Annotated in this window: 23 protein-coding genes; 17 read left to right on the plus strand and 6 right to left on the minus strand. The window is 58.0% G+C overall.

What is annotated here, in order from left to right:
- Nucleotides 1–1,470, minus strand: a complete 1,470-nt coding sequence (locus ACL2XF_RS20115; RefSeq protein WP_410012763.1) for an MFS transporter — start codon at nt 1,468–1,470, stop codon at nt 1–3.
- Between the two features lie 1,296 nt (nt 1,471–2,766).
- On the opposite strand from ACL2XF_RS20115, the gene ACL2XF_RS20120 reads away from it, so the two are divergent.
- The gene (locus ACL2XF_RS20120; RefSeq protein ID WP_413727417.1) at nt 2,767–3,333 is read left to right on the plus strand and encodes an AAA family ATPase; all 567 of its coding nucleotides are present in this window, start codon (nt 2,767–2,769) and stop codon (nt 3,331–3,333) included.
- Between the two features lie 105 nt (nt 3,334–3,438).
- Here ACL2XF_RS20120 and ACL2XF_RS20125 read toward each other — a convergent pair whose 3' ends face one another.
- A complete protein-coding gene (locus ACL2XF_RS20125) occupies nt 3,439–4,356 on the minus strand; it encodes a LysR substrate-binding domain-containing protein (RefSeq protein ID WP_413727418.1) in 918 nt (305 codons plus the stop codon).
- A gap of 107 nt (nt 4,357–4,463) precedes the next feature.
- Between ACL2XF_RS20125 and ACL2XF_RS20130 the strand changes: the two genes are divergently transcribed.
- From ACL2XF_RS20130 to idnR, 5 genes are all read left to right on the plus strand, one after another.
- On the plus strand, nt 4,464–5,183 hold the full coding sequence (locus ACL2XF_RS20130; RefSeq protein WP_413728837.1) for a sulfite exporter TauE/SafE family protein: 720 nt from the start codon (nt 4,464–4,466) through the stop codon (nt 5,181–5,183).
- Nucleotides 5,184–5,590: 407 nt separating this feature from the next.
- Entirely contained in the window at nt 5,591–6,622 is a 1,032-nt protein-coding gene (gene idnD, locus ACL2XF_RS20135; RefSeq protein WP_413727419.1) for an L-idonate 5-dehydrogenase, read from the plus strand.
- 15 nt (nt 6,623–6,637) lie between these two features.
- Nucleotides 6,638–7,402 (plus strand): gluconate 5-dehydrogenase, encoded by a 765-nt coding sequence (gene idnO / locus ACL2XF_RS20140; RefSeq protein ID WP_410012767.1) that lies wholly within the window; start codon nt 6,638–6,640, stop codon nt 7,400–7,402.
- An 81-nt stretch (nt 7,403–7,483) separates the two neighbouring features.
- A complete protein-coding gene (locus ACL2XF_RS20145) occupies nt 7,484–8,803 on the plus strand; it encodes a gluconate:H+ symporter (protein WP_410012768.1) in 1,320 nt (439 codons plus the stop codon).
- A gap of 145 nt (nt 8,804–8,948) precedes the next feature.
- Complete coding sequence (idnR, locus tag ACL2XF_RS20150) at nt 8,949–9,941, plus strand: DNA-binding transcriptional regulator IdnR (RefSeq protein ID WP_410012769.1); 993 nt, start codon at nt 8,949–8,951, stop codon at nt 9,939–9,941.
- Nucleotides 9,942–10,017: 76 nt separating this feature from the next.
- On the opposite strand, the gene fhuE is transcribed toward idnR, so the two are convergent.
- Together fhuE and ACL2XF_RS20160 are read right to left on the minus strand one after the other, a co-directional pair.
- Entirely contained in the window at nt 10,018–12,183 is a 2,166-nt protein-coding gene (fhuE, locus tag ACL2XF_RS20155) for a ferric-rhodotorulic acid/ferric-coprogen receptor FhuE (RefSeq protein ID WP_413728838.1), read from the minus strand.
- Between the two features lie 306 nt (nt 12,184–12,489).
- Complete coding sequence (locus ACL2XF_RS20160) at nt 12,490–13,473, minus strand: LysR family transcriptional regulator (protein ID WP_413727420.1); 984 nt, start codon at nt 13,471–13,473, stop codon at nt 12,490–12,492.
- A gap of 166 nt (nt 13,474–13,639) precedes the next feature.
- Between ACL2XF_RS20160 and argH the strand changes: the two genes are divergently transcribed.
- The 10 genes from argH (at nt 13,640) to ACL2XF_RS20210 (ending at nt 23,941) form a co-directional block, all read left to right on the plus strand.
- Nucleotides 13,640–15,079: an argininosuccinate lyase gene (gene argH / locus ACL2XF_RS20165; RefSeq protein ID WP_410012772.1), complete on the plus strand. Its 1,440-nt coding sequence runs from the start codon at nt 13,640–13,642 to the stop codon at nt 15,077–15,079.
- A 15-nt stretch (nt 15,080–15,094) separates the two neighbouring features.
- Nucleotides 15,095–15,961 (plus strand): amino acid ABC transporter permease, encoded by an 867-nt coding sequence (locus ACL2XF_RS20170; protein WP_410012773.1) that lies wholly within the window; start codon nt 15,095–15,097, stop codon nt 15,959–15,961.
- Between the two features lie 11 nt (nt 15,962–15,972).
- Complete coding sequence (locus ACL2XF_RS20175; protein ID WP_413727421.1) at nt 15,973–16,737, plus strand: amino acid ABC transporter ATP-binding protein; 765 nt, start codon at nt 15,973–15,975, stop codon at nt 16,735–16,737.
- A gap of 27 nt (nt 16,738–16,764) precedes the next feature.
- Nucleotides 16,765–17,592, plus strand: a complete 828-nt coding sequence (locus ACL2XF_RS20180) for an ABC transporter substrate-binding protein (protein WP_413727422.1) — start codon at nt 16,765–16,767, stop codon at nt 17,590–17,592.
- A gap of 68 nt (nt 17,593–17,660) precedes the next feature.
- A complete protein-coding gene (locus ACL2XF_RS20185) occupies nt 17,661–18,506 on the plus strand; it encodes a polysaccharide deacetylase family protein (protein WP_410012776.1) in 846 nt (281 codons plus the stop codon).
- A complete protein-coding gene (locus tag ACL2XF_RS20190) occupies nt 18,499–19,473 on the plus strand; it encodes a polysaccharide deacetylase family protein (RefSeq protein WP_413727423.1) in 975 nt (324 codons plus the stop codon). Before ACL2XF_RS20185 ends, ACL2XF_RS20190 begins: the two co-directional genes overlap by 8 nt.
- Nucleotides 19,466–20,878, plus strand: coding sequence for an MmgE/PrpD family protein (locus ACL2XF_RS20195; protein ID WP_413727424.1), 1,413 nt, complete (start codon nt 19,466–19,468; stop codon nt 20,876–20,878). Before ACL2XF_RS20190 ends, ACL2XF_RS20195 begins: the two co-directional genes overlap by 8 nt.
- 174 nt (nt 20,879–21,052) lie before the next feature.
- The gene (locus tag ACL2XF_RS20200) at nt 21,053–22,156 is read left to right on the plus strand and encodes an iron-containing alcohol dehydrogenase family protein (RefSeq protein ID WP_413728839.1); all 1,104 of its coding nucleotides are present in this window, start codon (nt 21,053–21,055) and stop codon (nt 22,154–22,156) included.
- 91 nt (nt 22,157–22,247) lie between these two features.
- A complete protein-coding gene (locus tag ACL2XF_RS20205) occupies nt 22,248–22,787 on the plus strand; it encodes a TetR/AcrR family transcriptional regulator (protein WP_410012779.1) in 540 nt (179 codons plus the stop codon).
- Nucleotides 22,784–23,941, plus strand: coding sequence for an MFS transporter (locus ACL2XF_RS20210; RefSeq protein WP_413727425.1), 1,158 nt, complete (start codon nt 22,784–22,786; stop codon nt 23,939–23,941). Before ACL2XF_RS20205 ends, ACL2XF_RS20210 begins: the two co-directional genes overlap by 4 nt.
- A 131-nt stretch (nt 23,942–24,072) precedes the next feature.
- On the opposite strand, the gene ACL2XF_RS20215 is transcribed toward ACL2XF_RS20210, so the two are convergent.
- On the minus strand, nt 24,073–25,005 hold the full coding sequence (locus ACL2XF_RS20215) for a LysR substrate-binding domain-containing protein (protein WP_413727426.1): 933 nt from the start codon (nt 25,003–25,005) through the stop codon (nt 24,073–24,075).
- 104 nt (nt 25,006–25,109) lie between these two features.
- Between ACL2XF_RS20215 and ACL2XF_RS20220 the strand changes: the two genes are divergently transcribed.
- Nucleotides 25,110–26,132 (plus strand): zinc-dependent alcohol dehydrogenase family protein, encoded by a 1,023-nt coding sequence (locus tag ACL2XF_RS20220; protein WP_413727427.1) that lies wholly within the window; start codon nt 25,110–25,112, stop codon nt 26,130–26,132.
- Nucleotides 26,133–26,228: 96 nt separating this feature from the next.
- Here ACL2XF_RS20220 and ACL2XF_RS20225 read toward each other — a convergent pair whose 3' ends face one another.
- Nucleotides 26,229–26,975, minus strand: a complete 747-nt coding sequence (locus tag ACL2XF_RS20225) for an amino acid ABC transporter ATP-binding protein (protein ID WP_413723522.1) — start codon at nt 26,973–26,975, stop codon at nt 26,229–26,231.
- Nucleotides 26,976–26,996 lie beyond the last annotated feature (21 nt).

A 26,996-nucleotide genomic window follows, 5' to 3' on the forward strand; every position in this document is an offset into this window, starting at 1 on the left:
TCAGTCCTCTTTCTTTAGTCCGTTCAACAATTCCGGATGCGTGAATCCCGACATCCCGTGGGAAGTGTCTTGCACATCATTTTCATATTCATTGTCGCCGGCGACATGGCCGAAGACTTCGGGCAGCAGGAATGTCGCGGCCAGAAAAGCCAGGAACGGCGCGATGGCGATAAGCGATGAGGCCAGCGGCACGCCCAGGGTGTCAAACAGCGGCGGGAAGACCAGGGTGGTCAGGAACGCGGTGATTTTTACGATGGTATAGCCGATGCCGGATGCCACGCCGCGGTATTTCGGTTTGGCCACCAGCGATACCACGGTCATGCCGCTTTCCGAATCCCAGTAATGGCCCCACAGCATCAGGGCGGCGCCGCCGGTGATCATCAGATAATTCAGTTTGAATACACCGTAGGCGGCTAACAATATGCCGAAAGTCACCAGCAGGAAGCCGAGCTGGCTTAAGCCGCGATGTCCCAGCCGTTTGAGCAACAGCGGTCCGACAAAGGCCGAAAGCGCCGCCACGCAGTTCACCGCCAGCAGCGCCAGGTTGTTCTGGATCTGGCCGGAAATGCCGATGGTCACCAGGATCAGGGGCAGGTAAAAGGAAAAAGCGTAGTTTTCAAACGACTGGACCGCGCAGGAAATCCAGCCGAACAGCGTGGTGCGGCGCGAAAATTTGCGACTGAACAAATCTTTTAGCGCTTCGCCCATGCTCGGCTGTTGGATAGTGACATCGTGTTCAGGCAGCAGATCGTCCAGCAGTTGTCCATCGCGATCGCCATAGTACTGGCGCGCTGCCTTGCGGGCGTCGACAAACCGGCCCCGTTCCACAAACCAGGCGGGGGTTTCGGGCAGTTCACGGCGCAGCATCAGCAGTATAAAGGCGGGGATGGCGGGTACCGCCAGGACGATGCGCCAAACATGATCGCTATGCACGCCAAGGGCGACCAACAGAGTGACCAGGGAAATCGCCGCGAGGATGCCGAGGGCGAACATAAACTGCCATCGGTTGGCCATCACCTCCCGTTTGCCTTTCGGCATCACCTCCATGATGTAGGTGAAGCCGTTGGCGACATCGGCGCCCACCGGAATGCCGGCGAAGCAGCGGATAATCGCCAGCCAGTAGATATTCGGCGCCAGCCCCTGCAGTATGGCGAACAGCGCAAACATCAGCATTGAGCCGAGGAAGATTTTACGCCTGCCCACCTTGTCCGTTAGCCAGCCGCCCAACATGGCGCCGATAATGGCGCCGAACTGGGTGCCGGCGGCGGTGAATCCCAGCAGCCAACTGCTCGGATGATAGATATCTTTGAGAGCGTAGATAATAAACGCCATCGAATAGATATCCCATGACTCGATAAGCAGGGCGGTGATCATCAGCCATCCTGCTTTGGTGGATCCGGGAGCCTCCTGCAAATCCAGCCGTTTCTTGGCCATCAGGATCAGCTTGTCGATATTCATATTCTGGTGCATATATACTCCCATTTACCTTGCTTATTGAGGTACACGAGTATTTCGCCGTTCTGTCTGTCCTACTCATCCTTCGTTGATGCCGGCGCTTCCTGTTGGCCGCGCCAGACGCAGCGGCCGGCAACAGGGTCACGCGTTGCTAGGTTTCACCGCATCGCCGGCGATAAAGACCCGTCTATATTGCGTCAGCGCCCGGGCGCCAAATGCCATGACGTGTATCCAATGACATTTAACAGGCTGCTTCGAGTTAGCTTTGGCGGCAAAAAAATACAGGGGAAACAATGCTTAAGCTCGCAAGCGCGGCATTGTGCGTTATCCGCCCACCGGCGGCTCTGCCTCACAACCCGCCCCATGGGCCGTCAATACGGGTCCGCCGCCATCGCCGCCGGGTGAAGACGAAACCTCACCCGTCCCGTTACATCATTAAGCATTTTCAAAACAATGCGTTAACATGCTTGCCTGTATAAAATGAGCACAGGCTTTGCCGCCGGCACGTTTTTTCAGGTAAAGATATTCTTGCTAATTCGAGTTAGCATTTTTACCGAAGATTTTTACCCCGGCAATAATGCCCTGTAAGATTTGTGATAATGTTCACGACAATTTGATTAAGAAACTGAAAAATAATTAATAAATATTTTAGCCTGGGTAGCTTTATGTCATTAAAAATATTCACGTTTTCCGCCACCCGCAAAGGCGGCCGAAATATCTGCGCGGGATTCGGATGCCTGGCGGCCGCCCCGGAATTGCGGCTGGATAAGGGTGGGTGAGGAGATCGCATTGAGGGAAGTGAAGTGCACGTTGTATTGGGGCGAATGATCCTCAATCCGCTTTTGCAGGCGCGCCGGCGACAAACGCGCTATGCCGGGCGAGACGTTGTCCCATGGCCTCACTACGCTGATTTGGCAAGATTAGGAACAGTTAGGGAACCATTAAGATTCGTTCTGCCACTATACAGTCTCATTCAAGCTTTGGTTCTGTGAGCTATGGGCGGGTTGCATTGGTAGGCTAATGTTGCTGGCCGGGCTTTCGGGCCCGGCGATTTTTACACCTTGCCGGATCCATTTTTGCTCCAATACCCTCATCTATTGACTGGGTGCCGATAATTTAAGCAAGGGGATCCCGGCCGTTAAGGCGATGCCATGCTTTCTGACCGCGGGTGGGCAAGCCTTCCCCCGCGCGCGTCTCTTTCTAAGCCCATACCGGTCATCAATAGCGGGGATCATCAAAGACGTTAACAGGCCAGGATGGCCTTCACCCATGGTGGCTCAACGTTCAAACCTGGCATAATTCTATCGTGGCATGCATATCCAGCAGGCACAGGAAAACATGAATCGACTTATCATTATTTCCGGCTGTTCCGGTGGTGGGAAATCCACGTTACTCGCCGAGCTGAAGCGACGCGGCTATACCGTTGTCGAAGAACCCGGCCGGCGCGTCGTGAGCGAAGAGTTGAAACGAGGCGGCCAGGCATTACCCTGGATTGATATGGCGGCGTTCTTACGCCACGTTATCCAACTGGCCATAACCGATTGGACCAGGGCCGGCACCGCAAACGAATGGATATTTTTCGATCGCGGGGTGGTGGACGCGGCGGCCAACCTTGAGCACATCACGGGTAAGCCTTATTTAAAGCGCTATGGCATTTCTTTGCGCTATCATCACAAGGTTTTTTTAACGCCGCCCTGGGCCGAAATTTATGCCGAAGATCCAGAACGGCGGCATTCTTTTGACGCGGCTTTGGCTGAATACGGCCTGCTGGTCACCGCCTACCCGGCATTGGATTATGACATTTTGGCAATACCAAAAACCAACGTAGCGGATCGGGCCACGTTTGTTCTTGATGCTCTGTCCGGCAACGGAGAATAATACCACCGCCGCACCGCACGCCGCCGGTGAAGTAAACGTTGCCAGCGCCCCGACTATTCCATTGCTGCCGGCATTCCTGACCCCCGCATCCGGCACGGCATTCGCTCAGACTGTTGTGTTTGCGTCGTTATCGCCATCGGCATTTAGCGCTTTCCCCTGCACCACCAGCCACTGCTCAAACGCTTGGTGCAATACGGTTTTTTGCACGCTCACCGGCGTTAAGGCCTGGTATTGACAGGGGGCAACGGTAAATTGCGGAAACAGCGGGACAAGACGGCCATGCATTATCTCCGCCGACAGCGTGTTGACCGGCCCCAATCCCACCCCGATCCCTTCCAGCATCGCCTGCAGGGAAACGTGGAAATGGTCGTAACGGCGAAATAAGCTCGCGGGTGTTTTTCGCAGGCCGGCCGCCGCCAGCCACAGATTCCACTGCCCAGGCCTTGTCAGGGTTTCAATGCGGGGACAGGCGAGGACGTCCTCAGGCAGGCGGAGCGGATAACGCTTAAGCAGCGCGGGGGAGGCCATCAGGCAATGCTGATCTTGCAAAAACGCGATCGCGGAATACTCCGCTACGCTAATATCACGCCGGATCAACAGGTCATAGTGCCCGATAATGTGCAATTGCTCGGTATTGGCCGTGGAAATCTGCAAATTTGCCTGGGGAAAGCGCGTATAAAAATCATCGAGGCGGGGCAGCAGCCATTTCAGGCACAGTGTGGTCGGCACGCTGACATTAAAGACATTATTACGTCCACCGTTGCCGTAGCGCAGGGCGATGTCGGACAGGTTATCAAACGCGCTCCCCAGCTCCCGGGCCAGCGTCAGGGCGTAAGGCGTCGGCACGCGTCGCTGGCCTTCCCGGCTGAATAAATTAACGCCGAACCATTTTTCAACCACCTGCATATGGCGGCTGACCGCCCCATGGGTAATACATAATTCTTTGGCGGCGGCGGTATAGCTGCCGGCATGGCATGCAACCAAAAATGCCCGTAATGCCGCCAGGGGTGGGAGTGAATGCATAACCAGTCCTTTTTTATCACTATTGCGTGATATTTTATCACGCGCCATTCCATTTCTGATCGCTATCATCATGGTTACTACCCCCTGAAAAAGGACGTGCCGGCGTGATGTATCTGATCATTGTCATTATTGGAATAGCGGCCGGCATCATCAGCGGCATGGTGGGCACAGGCGCTTCCATCATGCTGTTGCCGGCGCTGGCGTATACCTTTGGTCCCAAGGCCGCGGTTCCCATCATGGCCATCGCCGCCATTATGGGTAATGTTTCGCGTGTGCTTATGTGGCGCAGGGACATCAATATCAGGGCCTTTCTGTGGTATTCCCTGCCGGGTATCCCCGCCGCCGTCCTGGGCGCCAATACGCTGTGGCTGATGCCTGCGTCCCTCTCCAACTTCTGCATCGGCCTGTTTTTCTTCCTGCTGATCCCGGCGCGCCACTGGGCCAATGCCCGGGCAATAACGCTCAACGCCATGCAACTGGCGCTGGCGGGCGCACTGGTCGGTTACCTCACCGGGGTGGTTTTCTCCACGGGCCCGCTGACCATCCCCCTTTTTGCCGGGTATGGGCTGACAAAAGGCGCGCTGCTGTCGACGGAAGCGGCCGCCTCCTTTGCTATCTACCTTGCCAAGGCATCGGCGTTCGGGGCCATCGGCGCCCTACCGCGGTCCGTCGTTATCAGTGGCCTGATGGTAGGCGGTACGCTGGTTGCCGGCATGTACATCGGTAAAATATTCTTGGTGAAAATGGCTGAAAAAACCTTTAACCGCCTGATTGACGCCATGATGATGGTGGCGGGCGCCTCAATGATTTGGGACGCGCTTAATTGATAAATGATTCCCTGCGGAATATAACGCGCTATAAAATCCATAAAAATAAAAAATAGAACCCAATGGCCAAGCATACATAAAGCCAGCACCGGCAACCGACAATGCCTGGACAGGCGGCGGCGGTAACTATCGCCTGTTTATCAGAGGCGTACTCTCGCGATCCGTAATAATGAGGGATAGCAAATACCTAATAACATAATTAGCATCTATTTAGCGGCCAATTTACCATACCGGGTTATTCACATTATTTCTTGTTCATTTTGAACGGAGGTTGCTTTTTATTAAGTCAATCACGTTATGCGTTACATCATTTTCGTTACATCATTTTTAAGTGACATCCATCACAGTTTTGCACATCCATAGCCGTTTAACTGCACCTCAACGACATTACCGTTGAGGAAATAAAAATGAACGTTGATACCCAGTCTTGCGTGGTTACCGGGAAAAAAGCCGTTGCCGTGGTGGCGCAAAACGTAGAATATTCCGGCCAGGGGACCTTGGTTAAAATATCCCGCGGCGGGATTTGCGGATCCGATCTGCATTATTACCAGGAGGGTGCGGTCGGAAATTTCAAAGTGCGCCAGCCCATGATTCTGGGGCACGAAGTTATCGGCCATGTGGTAAAAAGCGATGCCCCGGGGTTATCCGTTAACCAGAGCGTGGCCATTAACCCCAGCAAGCCCTGTAAACAGTGTAAATATTGTCTGTCCGGTGAGGAAAATCAATGTATTAATATGCGCTTTTTCGGCAGCGCCATGTATTTCCCGCATGTGGATGGCGGATTCACGCAATTTAAAGTCGTGGATACGGAACAATGCATCCCCTTTGACAATGCCCTCGATGAACGCGTCATGGCTTTTGCCGAACCGCTGGCGGTGGCCATTCACGCCGTGAATCAGGCCGGGGACGTTAAGGGTAAAACCGTTTTTGTCTCCGGCGTCGGGCCTATCGGCAGCTTGCTGGTGGCGGCCGCCAAGGCCTCGGGCGCGCGGGAAATCATCTGCGCCGACCTGAGCCAGCGTTGCCTGGATATCGCCGCCCAAATGGGCGCCACCAAAACCCTGCATGCGGCGGCCGGTGATTTCTCCGCGTATGCCGATCAAAAAGGCTACTTCGATATCGCGTTCGAAGCCTCGGGCCATCCCCAGTCCATTACGCGCTGCCTGGAATTAACCCGGGCCAGGGGTACCTTAGTCCAGGTCGGCATGGGCGGCGTGACGCCGGAGTTCCCCATGATGATGGTCATAGCCAAGGAAATCAGGCTGGTGGGGAGTTTTCGTTTCACCACCGAATTTAATACCGCCGTGGCCTGGCTGGGCAACGGCACCATCGACCCGCTGCCGTTGTTATCCGGTGAATATCCGCAGGCCGAACTTGAACAGGCGTTGATCTTCGCGGCGGACAAATCGTTAGCGTCAAAAGTACAGTTGGTTTTTTGAAAATAGGGATCCAAAATGAACGATATTTTTTCATTAAAAAATAAAAAAGCGCTGATTACCGGCTCCGCCCAAGGCATTGGTTTTTTATTGGCCAACGGACTGGCGCAATCGGGTGCGGAAATCATCATCAATGATATTACCGCCGCCCGCGCGGAAAAAGCGGCGCAGCAGTTACGGGACCAAGGGTATACCGCTTATTCTGTCGCATTTGATGTGACGAAAAGCCAGGCCGTTAATAGCGCTATTGAGCAAATTGAGTCCGATATCGGCCCTATTGATATTTTGATTAACAATGCCGGCATCCAGCGACGCCATCCGTTTACCGAATTTCCTGAGAAAGACTGGAACGATATTATCGCGGTAAATCAAACGGCGGTATTTTTGGTTTCACAAGCGGTTGCCCGTAACATGATCAAACGCAACCGGGGTAAAATCATCAATATTTGCTCCATGCAAAGCGAACTCGGCCGTGACACCATTACCCCCTATGCGGCGTCAAAGGGCGCGGTTAAAATGCTGACCCGCGGCATGTGTGTGGAACTGGCCCGTTATAATATTCAGGTTAACGGCATCGCCCCCGGCTATTTTAATACCGAAATGACCAAAGCCCTGGTCGATAACCAGGAATTCACCGCCTGGCTGACCAAACGCACCCCGGCCGCCCGCTGGGGAGACCCGCAGGAACTTATCGGCGCCGCGGTATTCCTGGCGGCGAAAGCCTCTGATTTTGTCAACGGTCACCTGATCTTTGTTGACGGCGGTATGTTAGCGGCAGTCTGAAAGTAAAAAAAATAACGAATAATAAATAAATGACGGGAGCCGCCCGCGGGCGACTTTTCGTCATTAGCATGGGGATTGTATATGCCGATTATAATTATTGCATTGGGGGTAATATTACTCCTGATATTGATGATCAAATTTAAAGTCAATGGTTTTATCGCCCTGGTGTTTGTGGCGGCGGTGGTGGGTATCGCCGAGGGCATGAAACCGCTGGCGGTCATGCACTCGATTCAAAACGGTATTGGCGGCACCTTGGGTGGTTTGGCGATGATCCTGGGATTCGGCGCCATGCTCGGACGCCTGATCTCCGATACCGGCGCCGCCCAGCGCATCGCCACGACGCTGATACAGTTTTTTGGCAAACAACGCATCCAGTGGGCGCTGGTGATAACCGGGCTGGTGGTCGGCCTGGCAATGTTCTATGAAGTCGGTTTCGTCCTCTTGTTGCCGTTGGTATTTACCATTGTGGCCGCCTCGGGGCTGCCTTTGCTGTATGTGGGCATTCCGATGGTTGCCGCCCTGTCGGTGACCCACTGCTTTTTGCCGCCGCATCCCGGCCCTACCGCTATCGCCATCATTTTTAACGCCAACCTGGGCACCACGCTGATTTATGGCCTGATCATCGCTATTCCGACCGTCATTATCGCCGGCCCCCTTTTTTCCAAGCTGCTGAAAAAATTTGAAAAAGAACCGCCGGCGGGATTATTCAACCCGAAAATTTTTACCGAACAGGAAATGCCCGGTTTTGCCGTCAGTGTGACCGTGGCCATTATCCCGGTCATTCTGATGGCATTGGCTGCGATCGCCGACATGACCATGGCGAAAGACGACGGCGTGCGTCTGTTGCTGGAATTTATTGGTAATCCCGCCGTGGCGCTGTTTGCCGCCATCGTACTGGGTATTTTTACTCTCGGCCTGCGCAGCGGGCGCCAGATCGGCCAGGTGATGGATATCCTGGGCGATTCCATTGCCGCCATCGCCATGATCATCTTTATTATCGCCGGCGGCGGCGCCTTTAAACAGGTACTGGTGGACAGCGGCGTCGGTGATTTTATCGCCAATATCATGCGCGGCACGTCGCTGTCGCCGCTTGTCATGTGCTGGTGCGTCGCGGCGTTGTTGCGCATCGCGCTGGGGTCGGCCACCGTGGCGGCGATCACCACCTCGGGCATTGTTTTGCCGATTATCGCCGTCACCCATGCCGACCCGGCGCTTATGGTGCTGGCGACCGGCGCGGGCAGCGTGATCGCATCCCATGTCAACGACCCGGGTTTTTGGCTGTTTAAGGGTTATTTTAACCTGAGCGTGGCTGAAACCTTAAAAACCTGGACGGTCATGGAAACACTTATCTCGTTTATCGGATTAGCCGGTGTACTATTGCTCAATATGATTATCCATTAGTTGGCGCACTGAAAATAATTGATAGGGAGGCCGGGGATATGCACCAGACGCGCCCAGTCCGACAGAACGCCTGGAGCGTCGCGCGAAAGGCTATCCCCGGTCTGCCGGCCATGGCAACAGGACCGGGATCGTCAGTGAGGGTGGAATGAAAAAATACCGGGTCAGCATGCAAGACATCGCCACCTTTGCCGGCGTCACCAAAACCACGGTCAGCCGTTATCTGCGCACGCCGGAAAAAGTTGCCAAGGCGACCGGGACCAAAATAGCCGGTATTATCGAAGAGTTGAATTATATTCCAAACAGGGCGCCGGAGATGATGCTGAATTCCATCAGCCACTCCATCGGCATCCTGGTGCCGTCGTTTAATAATCAGGTATTTTCCGACGTGCTGGCCGGTATCGAGTCCGTAACCTCGGTTAATAATTACCAGACATTAATCGCCAATTATAATTACAGCAAGGAAACGGAAGAGCAGCAGATTGTTAATCTGCTTTCCTACAGCATCGACGGCATTATTTTGATGGAAAAAGAACATACCCTGCGCAGTATAAAAAGCCTGCTGGCCGCTAAAATCCCCGTTGTTGAAGTGATGGATACCCGTGAGGAATTTATGGATATCCAGGTGGGCTATGATAACCAGGAAGCGGCTTTCGATATGATGTCGACCATGCTGGCCAGCGGCAAACGCCGGGTTGTCTATCTTGGTTCGCGGGATGATTTACGCGACCGCCAGCGCTACCAGGGGTATGCCCAGGCGATGAAGTCTTACGATTTAACACCGCTGATGCTCACCGCCAATGAAATCTCCTCGTTTTCCCTCGGCGCCGATATTTTTAACCAGGCGCTAAAACGCTTCCCCGATCTGGACGGCCTGTTTTGCACCAATGACGACATCGCCGTGGGCGCGCTGCTGGAATGCCTGCGGCAAAATATCCCCGTCCCCGGCGATATCGCCATCGCCGGTTTCCATGGGCTGGATATCGGCCGGGCCATTACCCCCCGCCTGGCAAGCGTTATTACCCCGCGTATCGGCATGGGAAAATGCGCGGCGGAAATGGTGCTGAAAAAAATCCGCCATGAAGATGTCAATTACTCTATTGACCTAGGCTATCAGATTTTTAAAGGAGGTACGATTTGACGCCGCAGTTAAAACCGCGGGTTAACGGGTATGGATGCCAGAAGACAAGGCGGGATATCTCCCGCCCTGTCTATGATCAGAAGGTGTAACCCACCGTTACCGACATATTGCGCGGCGCGCCATATACCGCGTAAGGACCGAGGTAGTCATAGTACTCTTTGTCGAACAGGTTGTTGATATTGGCCTGCACCGAAAGCTGGCGGGTAACCTGGTAGCGGCTGAACAGGCTGACCAGCGCGTAGCTGCCCTGGTCGGCGCGCATCGTACCCTGCGGGCCGGCGGCATCCTGCCAGGTATGGTTCTGCCAGTTTACGCCACCGCCCACCGCCAGATCGGGCAGCATCGGCAGTTGATAACGGGTAAACAATTTCAGCGAGGTGCGCGGCAGTTCGGCGTTGATGGCGTTGCCGTCCTGATCGTCGGCCACATAACGCGCGCCGCCAAAAGTGACTTGCCAGTTGTCGGTTACCGCGCCGTTAAGTTCGAACTCGACGCCTTTGCTGACGGTGCCGTCGACGCCGCGATAGGCCATTTCCGTCGTACCGGGAATATAGGTGCCTTCGCTTTGCGCCACATTATCCTGCTCGATACGGAAAATCGCCAAAGACGCGGTCAGACGGTTGTTGTACCAGTCGCCTTTCAGGCCGGCTTCATAGTTTTTACCCGTCGTCGGGTCCAGATAGTTTTTACTGGCGTCCCGGTAGGTCTGCGGCTGGAAGATGGCGGTATAGCTGGTATAAGCGGACCAGGTGTCGTTGATATCATAAATCAGGCCGGCGTAGGGCGTGACGTCGTCTTTATCGCTGGTGGCGGTCGAGCCATTGGCGCGCCAGTCGGTGTAGCGCGCGCCGACGATCAGGTGCAGCGGATCGGCCAGCGAAAAACGGGCCGCGGTATAGACCGATTTTTGCCGGATGGTGTCGTTGGAATAATCAACCCATGGACTCCAGTCCGCATCGGCGATATGGCCGTTCCAGTTGTTATAATTGCCGATATCGGACTCGGTAATGGTGGCCTGGGAGTTAAAAAAATGATTATTTTGTTTGCTGTAGCTGGCGCCGGCCACCAGCTCATGCTGTCGGCCCAGCAGCTCAAAGGGTCCCGTGGCGTAGGTATCGACGGAATCCAGCTTACGTTTGCCTTTATTCCAGCCGCCGTAGGCGGAAACGCCCTCGCCGGTGTCCTTATCCGGGAAACCGTCGGCATACATCAGCTTGGAGTCGAAATCGGTTTCGGCATGGGTGCCGTTGACGCGCAGCTGCCAGCCGTTGGCAAAGCGCTGGGTCAGATCGGCAAAGACTTTTTTCGACTCATGGCTGGAGTAGCTCCAGTCCGGCGCCGGATTAAAACTGCGGTCAAAATGCGTGCGGCTGCCGTCGCTGTACCAGGTCGGCAACCCGCCCCAGGTGGGATTGCTGGTATCGCTTTCCTGATAATCATAACCCAATGATAGCGTGGTGGAATCCGTCAGGTCGGCGTCAATAACGCCATAAATGAATTTTTTGCGGTTATGATAGCGATCAAGCCAGGTATCGTTATCCTGGTAGCCGGCAATAACGCGGCCGCGCACGTTGCCTGATTCCGTCAGCGGCGCGGAAAGATCGGCTACCATCCGTTGCTTATCCCACGTGCCGTAAGTGCCGGAAACAGAGCCTTGGAATTCGCGGCTATCGGCACGTTTGCGCACCATATTGATAGCGGCGGAGGGATTGCCCGATCCGGTCAGGAGCCCCGTTGCGCCGCGCACCACTTCGATACGATCATAAATAGCGGTATCCGAACCGGCGTCGCCGAAATTCCAAACGTCGCTCAGGGTGGTGGGAATATCATCATAAAGAAAATTGTTGATGAAAAAACCGCGGGAATAATACGTTGAACGATCGGAGTCGATATTATTGGCGGTTATGCCCGTGGTATTGGTCAGTACCTCGCCCACGGTTTGCAGGTCTTGATCCTGCATGCGCTGTTTGCTGATAATGCTGACGGACTGAGGAATATCACGCGGCACCAGCAGCATTTTTGTTCCGGCGCGGGTGACCGGCACACTGTAATCCTGCCGGGCGGCATCGGTTGTGCCGCTTGCCTGGGCATTGACCACCATCGTTTCATCAGAAGACGCTTTTTCGCCGGCCGGCTCATCCGCCCATGCCGGATTGACAAAGGATGAAATCAACGTGGCAATAAGGGACAAAGAGCATGTCCAGCCTGAATGAGTTACCCGTTGCCCCGCGCTACATTTCATTACCCCTGGCACTGCCGACATTCTCTTTCTCCACAAGACCGTTGTTTTGTTAAATCAATGAGTTGACCGCTACTTTTATGATTCTTTCCCGCCCCCGCGCAGCCTGATGAGTCTGGCATAGAAGGGCGCGCAAAGAAGATAATGAGAATACTACTCATTAGCTTTACATATGTAAATAAATTTAACCAATGTCAGTTCGGCGGGCGGAATCGGTAAGGTGACTGGCGCTGCGGGATATTTTCCAAGTGGGTGATAAATCTTTTAAGCGATTGCCCAGGGGTGGTGCAATGCCGCGGGGCCGGTGCATTATTCTGCCCCGGTATGATCCGCCGGGGCGATGGCGGCATTTTTAAGCGCATCACGAAATAACTTCACCACGGAATTTAACGCCGCGCCTCTTTTTACCACCAGATTAAACGGCGTGGTCACCGAGATACTCTCCGGTTTGAGCGCTTTGATTTTTCCTTCGCGCTCATAGCGGCTGATATAATGTGCGGGCAAAAATCCGACATAATTACCGGTAAGGATAAGCATGGTAACCGCTTCGACCTGTACCGCCACGGCGTTGGAAGAGGAAAAATGAAGCCCGGGATTTTGATGGCCATGATTGGTGTAGAAATGCCTGATTAAACTGGCGCTGGCAATACGCTCATTGGTTAATGCGTTAGGCGCCAAAGAAAACAGCTCATGCCGGTTTGAACAGCAAAGATAGGCTATTTCATGATAAAGGAAGAAATAATCAAAATCGGGTTTTTCCTGGTAGACGGGTATTATGCCACAGGTGAAACGGCCGTCGATAACGCCGCGCTCGATTTCCTCAAGCTGGGTGGCATGGAGACGCACGCTGACCTTGGGCGCCTGGCGGTGTATCTCGCTTAGCGCCCCCACCACCGGTGACTGCGCGTCGGTGATGGTATTATCGATAATGCCGATATTTAATTCACCGAATATTTCATGGCGGGCATGGTTTAACGTATCCCGGAACTGATTTATCGATGAGAACAAATCAAGACACGCCAGATAAGCCACTTTACCATGCTCGGTAAGATAAAATCCTTCACGTCCCCGGGTGCACAGTTTCATGCCGAAACGGATTTCAAGATCGGATATTTGTTTACTTATCGCCGCCAGTCCGATATTTAATTCATTGCAGGCCGCGGTAAATCCTCCGGCCTCAACTACCGTTTTGAATACCCGCAAAAGCTTTAAATCGGCAACGCCAATGTTCTGCTGATTAATATCACTTTTGACTGGCGACGTGTTTCCAAATTTGGAAAGTGGACTTTCCATAATAACTATTTACCCCCACGCCCTCGTTCTCCATTATCAATTTAACAGCCTCTTTTATCTCATTTCGCCATGGCCAGCGGATGTTTGTCCTCTTTTCTTCCGGTCTTCATCACCGACCGCGGATAAAGCAAAGATTGCAACATCCATGCCATGAAAGGAGCATGCCATGCCACAACCGGTAGAACGTTTATGGGGAGCACGCTTCAAAAGCGGCCCCGCCGCCGCGCTCAGCGCGCTGTCGCGCAGCCCCGACGCCTATTTTGCCCTCACCGCCTACGACCTGGAAGGCTGCCGCGCCCATGCTTACGAATTGCAGCGCGCCGGGCTGCTGGACGCGCGGGAAACCGACCTGATGGTGGCGGCCATCGGGCAATTGGCCGATGACCACCGCCAGGGCCGTATCCAGCCCAGTATTGATGATGAGGATGTGCATACCTTTATTGAGCGCATGCTGACCGAGCGGCTGGGGGAACTGGGCGGTAAACTGCGCGCCGGCCGGTCCCGCAATGACCAGACCGCCAACGATTTGCGCCTTTACCTGCGCGATAACGCGCGGAAAATCGTCCTCGCCCTGCTGGGATTGCAAACGGCGCTGGTGCAGCAGGCGCAGCAGCATATCAACAGCATCGCCCCCGGCTTTACCCACCTGCAGCAGGCCCAGCCCATCGTGTTCGGTCATCAGCTCCTGGCCCATGCCCAATCGTTTGCCCGCGACGTCGAGCGCTTGCAGGACTGGGATAAACGTTGCGCGCTGTCCCCCCTGGGCGCCGCCGCCATGGCCGGTTCGGCGATTGCCATGCACCCCGAGCTGTCGGCGCGGGATCTGGGTTACGACGGCCCCTGCGAAAATTCCATCGACGCGGTGGCCAGCCGCGATCATGTGGCGGAATTTCTGTTTGCCGGCGGCATGCTCGGCGTCAATCTCTCCAGGCTGTGCGAAGAGGTCTGCCTGTGGGCCTCGCGCCAGTTCCGCTGGGTATCGCTGCATGATGCGTACGCCACCGGCAGTTCCATTATGCCGCAGAAAAAAAACCCCGATATCGCCGAGCTGACCCGCGGCAAAAGCGGGCGCTTAATCGGCAACGTGACGGCGATGCTGGCCACCATGAAAAGCCTGCCGCTGTCCTATAACCGCGATCTGATCGAAGACAAGCGCAATGCCATGGATACGGTTGAACAGCTGTTATTGGTTCTGCCGGCCATGGCCGGCATGATCGAGACCCTGGTCGTCGACCGCGAACGACTTCTGCAGCAGGCGCCGGAGGGCTTTACCCTGGCCACCGAGGTGGCGGACTGGCTGTCCCGCCGGGGTGTGCCGTTTAAAGAAGCCCATGAAATCACCGGCCGGCTGGTACAGCTGTGCGAACAGCAACAACTGGCGTTGCACCAGCTCAGCGACGATCAGCTGGCCGGGGTGGATGCCCGCCTGACCGGCGAGGTGCGCCAGTGCCTGACCCTGGAGGCGGCTATCAACGCGCGTTGCGCCTGGGGCGGAACCGCGCCGGTCCGCGTAGCCGAACAAATCGCCCGGCTACGCCTGAAACTGGCGGCCCAGGCCGCCTGGGTGACCAGCTATGCCGGTCTGACGTTAACCTCTGTTGAATAACCGGCGGGAGTGGCTATGAACGAACAGCGCTATCCTGGCGGCGACCCGTCCGCCAGGATCGATCTCAGCGAATATCAGCACGTGCCGCAGCGCTATTATGGCCGGATTTTCTCCTCGGTGATTATTCTGGCGCTGCTGGCGTTGCTGATCAATGCCTTCGCCCACGGCAACATCGAGTGGCGCTTCGTCGGCCAGTTCCTGACCGCCAAAGCCATTCTGTTCGGCCTGGGCAATACTATCGTGATGTCTGTCCTGGCGATGCTGCTGGGCGTCATCTTCGGCGTCGTTATCGCGGTGATGCGCATGTCGCAAAACCCGGTGCTGCGCGCCGTCGCTATCGGCTACACCTGGATTTTCCGCGGTACCCCGTTGATATTGCAATTACTGCTGTGGTTCAACCTGGCGCTGATCTTCCCGGTCATGGGCATTCCCGGGCTATTCAGCGTTCACACCGTCGATATCATGACGCCGTTTATGGCCGCGCTGCTCGGCCTGAGCATCAATCAGGGCGCCTATACCTCGGAAGTGGTGCGCGCCGGCCTGCTGTCGGTGGACCAGGGCCAGTATGAAGCCGCTAAAACCATTGGCATGACCCGCCTGCATGCCCTGCGGCGCATTATTTTACCCCAGGCGATGCGGGTGATTATCCCCCCCATCGGCAACGAATTTATCAGCATGGTGAAGACCACCAGCCTGGCCAGCATGATCCAGTATTCCGAGCTGCTGTATAACGCCCAGACCATCTATTTCGCCAACGCCCGGGTAATGGAACTGCTGTTTGTCGCCGGCATTTGGTATCTGGTGGCGGTGACTCTGCTGTCGCTTGGACAGGTGCGTCTGGAACGGTATTTCGGCCGTGGCACCCGGCGCCGCGATCGCTAACGGGAGGACCGATGAAAAACATCATCAACGCCGTCAATGTGAACAAGTATTTCGATCAATTTCAGGCGCTTAAGAACATTAACCTGTCTGTAGACCACGGCGAGGTCATGTGCGTTATCGGCCCTTCCGGCTCGGGGAAAAGCACGTTTTTACGCTGTATCAACCAGCTGGAGCGCATCGACAGCGGCGGCATATGGATGGATGACGAACTGGTGGGCTACCGCATCGTGGGTAAAAAGCTCTATCCGCTCAATGACCGTCAGGTGGCCCGCCAGCGCCTGAAGACCGGCATGGTATTCCAGCGCTTTAACCTGTTTCCCGATAAAACCGCCCTGGAAAATATTATCGAGGGGCCGACGCAGGTGCTGCTGCGGCCGGCAAAAGAAGCCACCGAGGAAGCCATGGCGCTGCTGGACAGGGTGGGGCTGGCCCACAAGCGCGACGCCTATCCGCTGGAACTGTCCGGCGGACAGCAGCAGCGGGTGGCGATTGCCCGCGCGCTGGCCATGAAACCCAAGCTGATGCTGTTTGACGAACCCACCTCCGCGCTGGATCCGGAGATGGTGGGCGAGGTGCTGGCGGTGATGCGCGGCCTCGCCGCCGAGGGAATGACGATGATCGTGGTCACCCATGAGTTGGGTTTTGCCCGGGAAGTCGCCAACCGCGTGGTCTTTATGGATGAAGGCGGGATCATTGAGAGTGGTAATCCGGAAGATGTTTTGCTCCATCCCCAGAATCCGCGGACCCAGAATTTTATCTCTGCCGTCCTGATTTAAACATCATTACATAATGAGAACCTGATCATGAAAAAAACGCTGTTGTCCTTGTTAACCGCCGGCGTGTTGCTCAATACGGCGGCCGGCATCACGACTGCCGGTGCCGCGGAACTGACGCAAAAAGACGAAATCAAAGTGGCCATGATGCCTAACTATCCGCCGCTGGAATTCAAGGATCCCGCCACCGGCGAGCTGACCGGCATGGATTACGATCTGGGCATGGAGATCGGCAAACGCCTGAACCGCAAAATCAACTGGCAGGAAATCGGCTTTGAACAAATGGTCAATGCGGTGGCGACCAAGCGCATCGATATGATCCTCTCCGGCATGACCGATACCAAAGCCCGCCAGCCCATAGCGACCTTCGTGGATTATTACCACAGCGGGCCGCAGTTCTACACCACCGTCGCCCACAGTGAAATAAACCAGATGCTGGATCTGTGCGGCAAGAAGGTCGGCACCAGCCGGCGCACCACCTTCCCGGCGGAAATTGCCGCCTGGAGCCAGGCCAACTGCGAGGCCGCCGGTAAACCGGCCATCGTGGTGGTGGGCGCGGAAGGCACCGCCGATGCCCGTACCCAGCTGCGCCAGGGCCGCATCGACGGCGTGGTGCAGGGCAGCGAAACCCTGCTGTATATCATGAACCTGGAGAAAAATACCTATAAACCGCTGGGCAAGGCGTTTGCCTACCAGGTCACCGGCATGGGCATCGCCAAGGACGACAGCGCCCTTATCGACGGCGTGAAATCGGCCCTGACCGCGATGATTGCCGACGGCACCTACATGAAAATACTGACGAAATGGGGCATGCAGGACGGCGCGGTAACCGAGGTCACCATCAACGGCGGCAAATAACCGGTCGTGGTTTTACCGCGTGGACGGTTTGCGGCCGCGCGGCCTGTTAGCGGAGAAAGCGCGTAATCATGTCTTCTACTTCCACCCGCTGGCCCGGGGGTAAAACGGGCTGTATGGCGCTGGCGTTCGATGTCGACGGCCCTACCGGCGATGCCATGCTGAACGGCAGCATTTGGCGCAAAGCGGATTATTTTACCTTCGGCGGCTACGGTCCTTTCCGCGCGCTGGGGCGCATCCTCGATCTGCTCAAGGCGCACCAGCTGCCCGCCACGTTTTTTGTGCCGGCCTGGGTCGTGGAAAACTGGCCGGCACAGTGCCGGGCCATTGTGGAGCAGGGTCACGAGGTGGCCTACCACGGCTACCGGCATGAGTCGTTCTATGCCCTGAGTCCTGAACAGCAGCGTTGGGTGATGGACACATCCCGGGATATTTTCCAGCAGGTATTGGGCGTTCGCGCCGAGGGCTTTCGTACGCCGTCCGGCGACTGGCACCAGGAAACCCCGGCGATGCTGCTCAACGCGGGCGTAACCTATTCCAGCAGCATGCGCGGTGATGACCGGCCTTATCTGATACGGGTGCCGGGACAGCCGCGGCCGCTGGTGGAAATCCCCGGACGCTGGGAGATGGACGATTATGCCTCCCTGGCCTATACCCGCGAGCCGAACTTTCCCTCGGGCCTGGATCGCACCGCCGGTTATGCGCTGACGCTGGATAACTGGTGCCGCGAATTTGACGGCGCGATGGACGAAGGCCTGAGCCTGACCACATTATTCCATCCGAAGATTTCCGGTAAACCGGGCCGCATTATGCTGCTCGACCGGTTTTTTGACCATTTGCGCCGGCGCGACGACGTGTGGTTCGCCCGCTGCCGCGATGTGGCGCGCTGGTGGCTACAGGAGCATGGCAATGAATAATGACGCGGGTTTATCCCCGGGCCGCTGGCCCGGCGGCAAACGCTGCGCCGTGGCGGTGACGGTTGATTTTAATGATATCCACGGCATCCTGAGCCAGGTGCCGGCGGTGGCCGGCCGGGAAAAAACGCTGTCGGTATGGCGCTACGGCACCCTGCGCGGCATCGATCGGTTACTGGCGCTGCTGGCGGCAAAAAACGTCCCCGCCAGTTGGTGCGTGCCGGGCGTGGTGGCGGAAGAACATCCCGACCGGATAAGGCAAATCCGGCAGGGCGGCCATGAGCTTGCCGGCCGCGGCTATCGGTTTGAATCGTTTGACGCCCTGACGCTGGCGGAGCAGATAAAAAGCGTGCGCCGCGGTAATGCCGCCATCGCCAATATAACCGGCGCCGCGCCGCGGGGTTTTCGCCTGCCGGCGGGCAATTGGGCCGACGGCCTGCCCGATGCCCTGGTGGCTGAAGGCCTATGCTGGACCTCGGGCTGGCGCGGCGACGATCTGCCTTTTTTTATTCCCTTACACTCGCCTGCGGATGCGGTACCCGCGCCCCGGCTGGTGGAACTGCCGCTGCACTATGAGCTGGAAGACGAACCCTATTTTGCCTTTAACCTCAGCCCGGCGGTGCCGCCGGCGCAGTCGCGCATCGCGTCCTATAGCCAGACCCTGGGCAATATGAAGATGGATTTCGACGGATTTTACCGCTTCGGCCTGTGCTATGTCCTGCGTTTGCATCCCGAGGTGATCGGCACCGCCGGCCGCATCGGCGTACTGGGCGAACTGCTTGATTATATTGCCGCGCATTCCGACGTCTGGGTCGCCACCGCCGGCGACGTTGCCGACTGGTGGCGGCGCAGCCAGCCGGATAACGATCCCGCGCATCCGGCCGAAGTCTGGCGGCGCCATCGCGGGCGGGAAAACCCTGCCGGCCCCTTCCCCACAGGGGAGTTACCGAAGAGGATGCCCCATGACTGACGCACCACTGCAGAACACCGGCGCGCCCGTCGCGGCCAATCCCCAGCAGGCGCTGGTGGATTTTATCGCTAATACCTCCTTCGATCGGCTGCCGCCGGCGCTGGTGGCGCGCTGTAAACGGCATATTCTTGATACCCTGGGGGCGGGCCTGGCGGGCGCGGGCAGCCAGGTGGCGCAGGAGATGACCCGGCTGCTGGCGGAGGAAGGCGCCGCGCCGCAGGCGGTAGTCTGGGGCACCTCACTGGCAACCTCGGCCCGCAACGCGGCGTTGCTCAACGGCGTGGCCGCCCATGCGCTGGAGCTTGACGATACCGGCGGCTGCGACCATTCCGGCGCGGTGGTGATCCCCGCCCTGCTGGCGGTGTTGCCGCTGTGCCCGCAGCCGGTCAGCGGCAAGGCCTTGATTCTGGCGACCGTCATAGGCTATGACATTGCCCGCCGGGTACTGGAAGCCTGCGGCGGTTATGCCGCCCATAACGGCGCCGGGTGGCATTCCACCGCCACCTGCGGCGTGTTCGGCGCGGCGGCGGCGGCGGCCAGCCTGCTGCGACTGGACGCCGCGCAGGCCAGCTCCGCGCTGGGTATTGCCGGCAGCTTCAGCGGCGGACTGTGGGGATTTATTCACGACGGCTCGCAAAGTAAAAAACTGCATGCCGGCCGCGCCGCCGAAGGCGGCGTACTGGCGGCGCTCAGCGCGCGCCGGGGTATCACCGGTCCCGGGGCGCTGTTTGACGATCGCTGGGGCGGTTTCCTGTCCACCTTCGCTGCCGCCAGCGCCGCTCCCGGGGCGCTAACACATGAGCTGGCGCGGATATGGAAGCTGGAGCGCTGCTCGATAAAACCCTATGCCTCCTGTCGCGGCACCCATGCGGCGATTGACGCCGCCGGTCTGTTGCTCGGCAGGCTTAATGCCGGCTATCAGGAAATTGAAAAAATCGAGGTCCGTCTCTGCCCGTTTCTTAACGATATGTGCGGCAATATGCATCTGCAGACGCTGGCGGCCGCGCAGATGAGCCTGCCCTATGCGGTGGCGGCGCGGCTGGTATTGGGTCACGCGGGCCTGGACGCCTATGGGGAACAGCAGCGTCGGGACCCCCGGCTGCTGGCCATGATGGCCCGCATTGAATTACGGGTGGATCCGGCGCTAAGCGCGGACGGCGAACCGGAAATTACCCTGCATACCCGCGAGGGCGATCGCCTGACGCTGCGGGTGGACATCGCGCTCGGCAATCCGGCCAATCCCGTCAGCGACCGGCAGCTGCGGGATAAATTTTTATCCCTGGCGGCTCATGCGTTGCCGGCCACCCAGGCGCAGACGTTGTGGGCCAGGGGAATGGATCTGGAGCATGAAACGGATATCGGCGCGCTGGCCAGACTGCTGATCCCCAGTCATGATTTTATCTGAGCGCCGCCAAGAACCCCCGGGCAGAGCGTGGGAATATCAGGATCACGCGCATCACCCCGGACGCGCACAGGGCCGGCCGCAGGCGCAAGCAGCCGGACGACCCGGCTTATGCATGACATGCCGGTTAACTTATTAGCCTTTATTGAGAACAACATGTCATCGGAGATAGGACATATGCAGGCACAATCCATTATTTTCCCGGCGCAGATCCTGCGCGGTCCCGGCACCCTGTCCCGGCTGGGTGAGGTGTGCGGCAAACTCGGGCGGCGCGCGCTGCTCATAGGTGGCCACCAGGCGCTGGCGGCGGTGGACGCGGCCGTTAAAACACAGCTGGCCGCCGGCCCGGTGACGCTGGTCGACAGCGCATGGTTCGGCGGCGAATGCAGCGCAACGCACATCCACCGGTTAACGCAAAGGGTGACTGAGCTGGGTATCGATTTGATCATCGGCGCCGGCGGCGGCAAGGCGCTGGATACCTGTAAAGCGGTGGGCGTGGCCGCCGCCGTGCCGGTGGTCGCCGTCCCCACTATCGCCGCCACCTGCGCGGCGGTTACACCGCTGTCGATACGCTATTTTGATGACGGCCGGTTCCAGGATCTTTATCCGCTGCCGCAGGCGCCGGCGGCGGTGATTATCGACAGTGATTTGCTGGCACGCGCGCCGATGCGCTGGCTGGCGGCCGGCCTTGGCGATACGCTGGCGAAATGGTACGAATTCCGCGCCATCAGCGCGCAACAGACCCGGTTGATAGGGATCCAGCGCTCGTCCCAGGCCAATAGTTTAATTTGTTACGACCTGATTGCCGCCTACGGGCCGGCGGCTTGCCAGGCGGTGCGTGACGGCCGGGCCAATACGGAGCTGGATCAGGTGCTGGACGCCATTTTTATGTTCGCGGGCCTGACGTCGCTGATGAGCAACGGCGCCCATGCCGCCGCCGCCCACGCCATTTACGAAGGCTTTACCGTCTGCCATAAAACCCGTGATTTCGGCCACGGCCTGCTGGTGGGGTTCGGCAATCTTTGCCTGCTGGCGTTGGAAAACCGTTGCGACGACGAACTGCGCGCGGCCATCACGCTGGCGCAAGCCTGCGCGGTGCCGCTGCGGTTAAACGAGATAGCGGAATTGACCGCTGAAGAGCTGGACAGCATTGTGCGGGCGTCGGTACACGCGCCGGATATGGCAAATATGCCGGGGAAGGTTACGGCGGCGGATCTGTACGCGGCCATCAGGCGTGTGGAGGCGATAGCGGAGACGATTGGCCAGCCCGGAGGGTTATAGTCAATCCCGAAAACACCCGCTTATCGCCCAACGCGGTAAATGTTTGCGGTAATCATTGCAAAAGTAAAACGATCGGTTTACTTTTGCGGTTATGCACAAAAAACAAGACATCATCCAGGCCGCGGAGCGGCTGTTTTATACCAACGGTTTCCACGCCACCAGTACGGACCGGATCTGCAGCGAGGCGGGCGTATCAACGCGCACCCTGTATCGTTATTTTCCTTCACGCGAGGCGTTGACGGCGGCGGTGATGCACGATCGTAAAAACCGGTTTTTTTCGGCGCTGTATCCTGCGCGGCACCCGGAGGCGGTCAGCAGGCTTTTCGCGGTGCTCGGGCAGTGGATGCGGGACTACGGTACATCGGGATGTTTCTTCCTGAAGGCCTGGGGCGAATATGCGCAGCAGGATATCAGGCTGGCGGCGCAGGCTCTTGACTATCGCTATGCGATGCGGGACTACATCGCGGCCTGTAGCGGGAATTCGCCCTGCGCGGCCGGCGCCGCCTTTTCCGACGCCATATGGATGCTGTTTGAAGGCGCCATCACGTCGGCGCTGATTATCGGTCCCGAAGCCGCGACCCGCGCGGGGGAAGCCGCCGCGCTGCTTATCGCCGGCGGGGAACGGCGATGAAAGCGTCCGTGGCGCTCGGAATCACCGGTTTCTCGCTGATCGCCGTCACCTACGGCATGGCCAGGTTCTCATGGGGACTGATGCTGCCCGCCATCATGAGCGATATTCCCTTCAGCCCCCGGGTGGCCGGCGTCATTTCCGCCTGCAGCTTTGCGGCTTATTGTCTGTCCACCCTATGCGCATCGGTACTGGCCGCACGTTTTGGCCCGCGCTTGCCGGCGGCGGCGGCGGCCTGTTGCGCCGCCGCCGGCCTGATGCTGCTTGCCCTCGCTTTTTCTCCTGTTATGCTCGCGGCCGGGCTTTTTATTGCCGGCCTGGGTTCAGGCCTGGCCTCGCCGTCCCTTGCCGCCGCGGTCAGCCAGGTTATTTCCGTCACACAACAGCCGCTGGTGAATACCGTCATCAACGCCGGTTCCGGGGCGGGCATTATCCTGTCCGTGCCGGTGTTGCTCTATCTGCCGGGCGGATGGCGCGCAGCCTGCACGGTATTCGGCATCGTGGCGCTGGCCAGCCTGGCGCCGGTGATATGTTGCCTGCCCGGCGGTCGCCTCAATATCCGTCTGGGGGAAAAAAACCGGCGCGAAACGCTTCTGCGGCGTCCGGTAGCGCGGCTGGTCATCATCGCCTTCGCCAGCGGAATGGCCAGCGCGGCCTGGTGGAGCTTTGGGCCGGACGTGCTGCGCCATCATTCCGGCGTGGATGAAAATACCGCGAGTATGCTCTGGCTGGTCAGCGGCGGCGCGGGCATACTCGGCGCAATGACCGGCCCCATGGCCGCGTATGCCGGTCTTAATCAGGTTTACCGTATTTCACAGCTGTTTATGGCGGCGCCGCTTCTGCTGCTGGCGTTCAGCCACGGGTTCTCGTGGTGGTTCTTTCCGGCGGTTGCGCTGTGCGGCGCCGGCTATGTCACGCTGACCGGCGTACTACTGGTCTGCGGGACCTCAGCGGCGCAAGACGCCCCGGCCTCAGGCGCAGGATCGGTGTTTTTCATGCTGGCGGCGGGGCAGGTCGCGGGGTCGGTGGTCTTTGGTATGCTCTATACCGAAACGGGAGCCGCCTTCGCCCTTACGATGTTTGCCGTTCTCTCCGTGCTGATGACGTTTTATACCCCGCAGAAAAGGTACGTTGACAACGAGATACCGGCCCGTTAAATAACGCTTTGTCCACACGACGGAAACCCGGCGTCACGCAAGACATCTTTGGCCGGCGCGTTGATCCTGGCCTCCATTGGCGGTCGTTCAGTGCGGGCAAGCCATTGTCCGGCAAGCATTGGACGCTGTTTCTATTCAGCCGCGGCCGAGAGATCAGGCGACAAACTCATACTGGTCGCCAATCTCTCCGCCAGACGGTCCACCGCCAGCCGGACCTTCAGCGGCAGGTGAGTGGTCTTGGGCCATACGGCATAGGACTGAAAAAAAACGCCCGCGTATTCCGCCAGTACCTGGACCAATTCACCTTGCTGCAATCGTTGCCGTACCAGCCAGCAGGGCAGCCAGGCAATACCGAAGCCGGCGGCGGCGGTATCCGCGATCGCCTGTAAATCATCCATTAACAGACGCGTTTTTGGCACCACTTCTTCCACCGTGCCGTCGGGCAGACTAACCTGCCAATGCTGTAACATTCCCGCGCGCAAATAAGCCACCGTCTCAAGGCGGGCCAGTGACGCAAGGGTATGCGGCGTGCCGGCCCGTGCCAGGTAACCGGGCGAGGCGCAGAAGGTCATGCGGTGATCGCCGATACGGCGCGCCACCAGCCGGGCGCTGTCGGGTAAAGGCCCGTTGCGGATAGCCAAATCGTAGCCGTCCTCGATCAAATCCACGATACGATCGCTGAACGAAAGCTCCAGCTCCAGCCCGGGATGCTCCCGTGTCAGCTCGATCAACAGCGGCGCGGCGCACAGACGGCCGAACAGCACCGGCATTGATACCCGTAAGCGACCGCTGACCTGCTGTTTACCGGTTTCCAGCAAGGTTTCGGCGGTGTGGATCTCCTCCAGCGCCCGCTGGCAGCGTTCGTAAAATAACGCGCCGTCAGCGGTCAGGCTTTGGCTGCGGGTGGTGCGCTGGAACAAACGTACGCCGAGGCGCTGCTCAAGCCGGGCTATGGTCTTGCCCACCGCCGAACGGGAGAGATGCAGCCGGCTGGCCGCCAGGGCAAAACTGCCCGCTTCGACCGAGGTGACAAACACCGAAATACCTTTCAGCCGATCCGTCATAGGTTGTCGCCTTTTTGGAAACAATAATTGGAAATATTATCGCCACTGGCGACGTGATATCAACGCTATCCTGACGTAACACATTTTATTATCAGGAGGACATCATGGCCGACACCATGCAACGCTGGACGATGGACGCTATTGGGCGTGGAAATCTTAAGCTGACCGAGATCGCCGTCCCGCAGCCGGGACCCCGTGAAATCCGGGTAAAAGTGAACGCCGTTTCCCTCAATTACCGCGATAAGCTGGCTATCGAAACCGGCATGGGGCTGGATCTGCCGCTGCCGTTTACCCCGGCGTCGGATATGGCCGGCGTGATTGATGCCACCGGCGCGGGCACCACCCGGTTCAAGGCCGGCGATCGGGTGATATCGAATTTTACGCCCGGCTGGATCGACGGGAAGCCAGGGGGTAATGCCCGCACGCCGCCCTATATTACCCTGGGCGGCGCCCTGCAAGGCGTACTGGCGGAATATGTGATTTTGCATGAAGACTGGGTATCCGCCTCCCCCGCCACGCTTGACGACGCGCAGGCCAGTACCCTGCCTTGCGCCGGTCTGACCGCCTGGTTCGCCCTGGTGGAACGCGGCCGCCTGCGCGCCGGGGACTCGGTGCTGGTGCAGGGCACCGGCGGCGTGGCGCTGCTGGCCCTGCAGATTGCCAAAGCGCACGGCGCAACGGTGTACGTCACCTCCGGCAGCGATGAAAAGCTGGCCCGCGCCAAGGCCCTGGGCGCCGATTACGGCATCAACCGCCTGAACGGCGATTGGGTGGAATCGGTTTATAGCCTGACGCAGGACCGGGGCATCGACCATATTATCGATACCGTGGGCGGCCCCAACCTGGCGAATTCGATTCGCGCCGTGGCCGTCCACGGTACTATTTCAGCGATCGGCGTGTTTGAGGGATTTGACATCAACGGCCCCGGCGGCCCATTGCTGCTGAAATCGCCGGTCATCCAGGGCATTGGCGTCGGCCACCGACGCGCGCTGGAAGATCTGGTGCGCGCCGTGGATGCTATCGGCCTGAAGCCGGTGATCGACCGGCAATACGGATTCGATCAACTGCCCGATGCCTTGGATCATCTCGATCGCGGCCCGTTCGGAAAAATAGTGCTGACGTGCTGAATACGCCCTTGCGCAGCGCGGAAGCAGACGGCGGCACATCAGGTCGGGAGCGCTCATGGCAGACCGCCGGCCGATGGCGCAGCGGCGCCGGGGCTGTCATGCGCGGGACAGTACGCTTTGCAGGAAGGTCCTGGTCCGCGCTTCCCTCGGCGCGCCGAAAATAGCGGCGGGCGGGCCCGCCTCGATTATCACCCCGCCGTCCATGACCACCACCACATCGGCCACTTCCTGGGCGAAGGCCATTTCATGCGTCACCACAATCATGGTCATGCCGTCCTGGGCTAACATTTTCATGACCCGCAGCACCTCGCCCACCAGTTCGGGATCCAACGCGGACGTCGGCTCGTCGAACAGCATCACCAGCGGCTCCATCGCCAGCGCGCGGGCAATGGCGACCCGCTGTTTTTGACCGCCGGACAGGCTGTTGGGCATGGCATCCGCTTTGGCTGCCAAACCGACTTTGCCCAACAGTTTAACCGCCTGCGCCCGGGCGTCGGTTTTTTTAAGGTTACGCAGCATCTGGGGAGCGACGCAAATATTGTCCAGTACGCTCAGATGAGGAAATAAATTAAACGACTGGAAAACCATGCCGACGTTTTTGCGCAGTTCGTTAAGCTCAACGTCAGGCAACATTTTCCCCTGTTTTATCAGGGTGCTGCCGCAAATCTCAATGTCGCCTTCTTCCGCTTGCTCAAGCCCGTTGCAGCAGCGCAGGAAAGTGCTTTTGCCCGACCCGCTGGGCCCGATAATCACGACCACCTGGCCGGGGAAGACCTCAAAATCGATACCGTTAAGCACCCGGTTGGCGCCAAAGCGTTTGCCGAGACGGCGGATCCTGATAATGGGATTGCCCATAGCGCGTGA

The organism is Sodalis sp. RH19 (genome assembly GCF_047324215.1).
Lineage (GTDB): Bacteria > Pseudomonadota > Gammaproteobacteria > Enterobacterales > Enterobacteriaceae > Acerihabitans.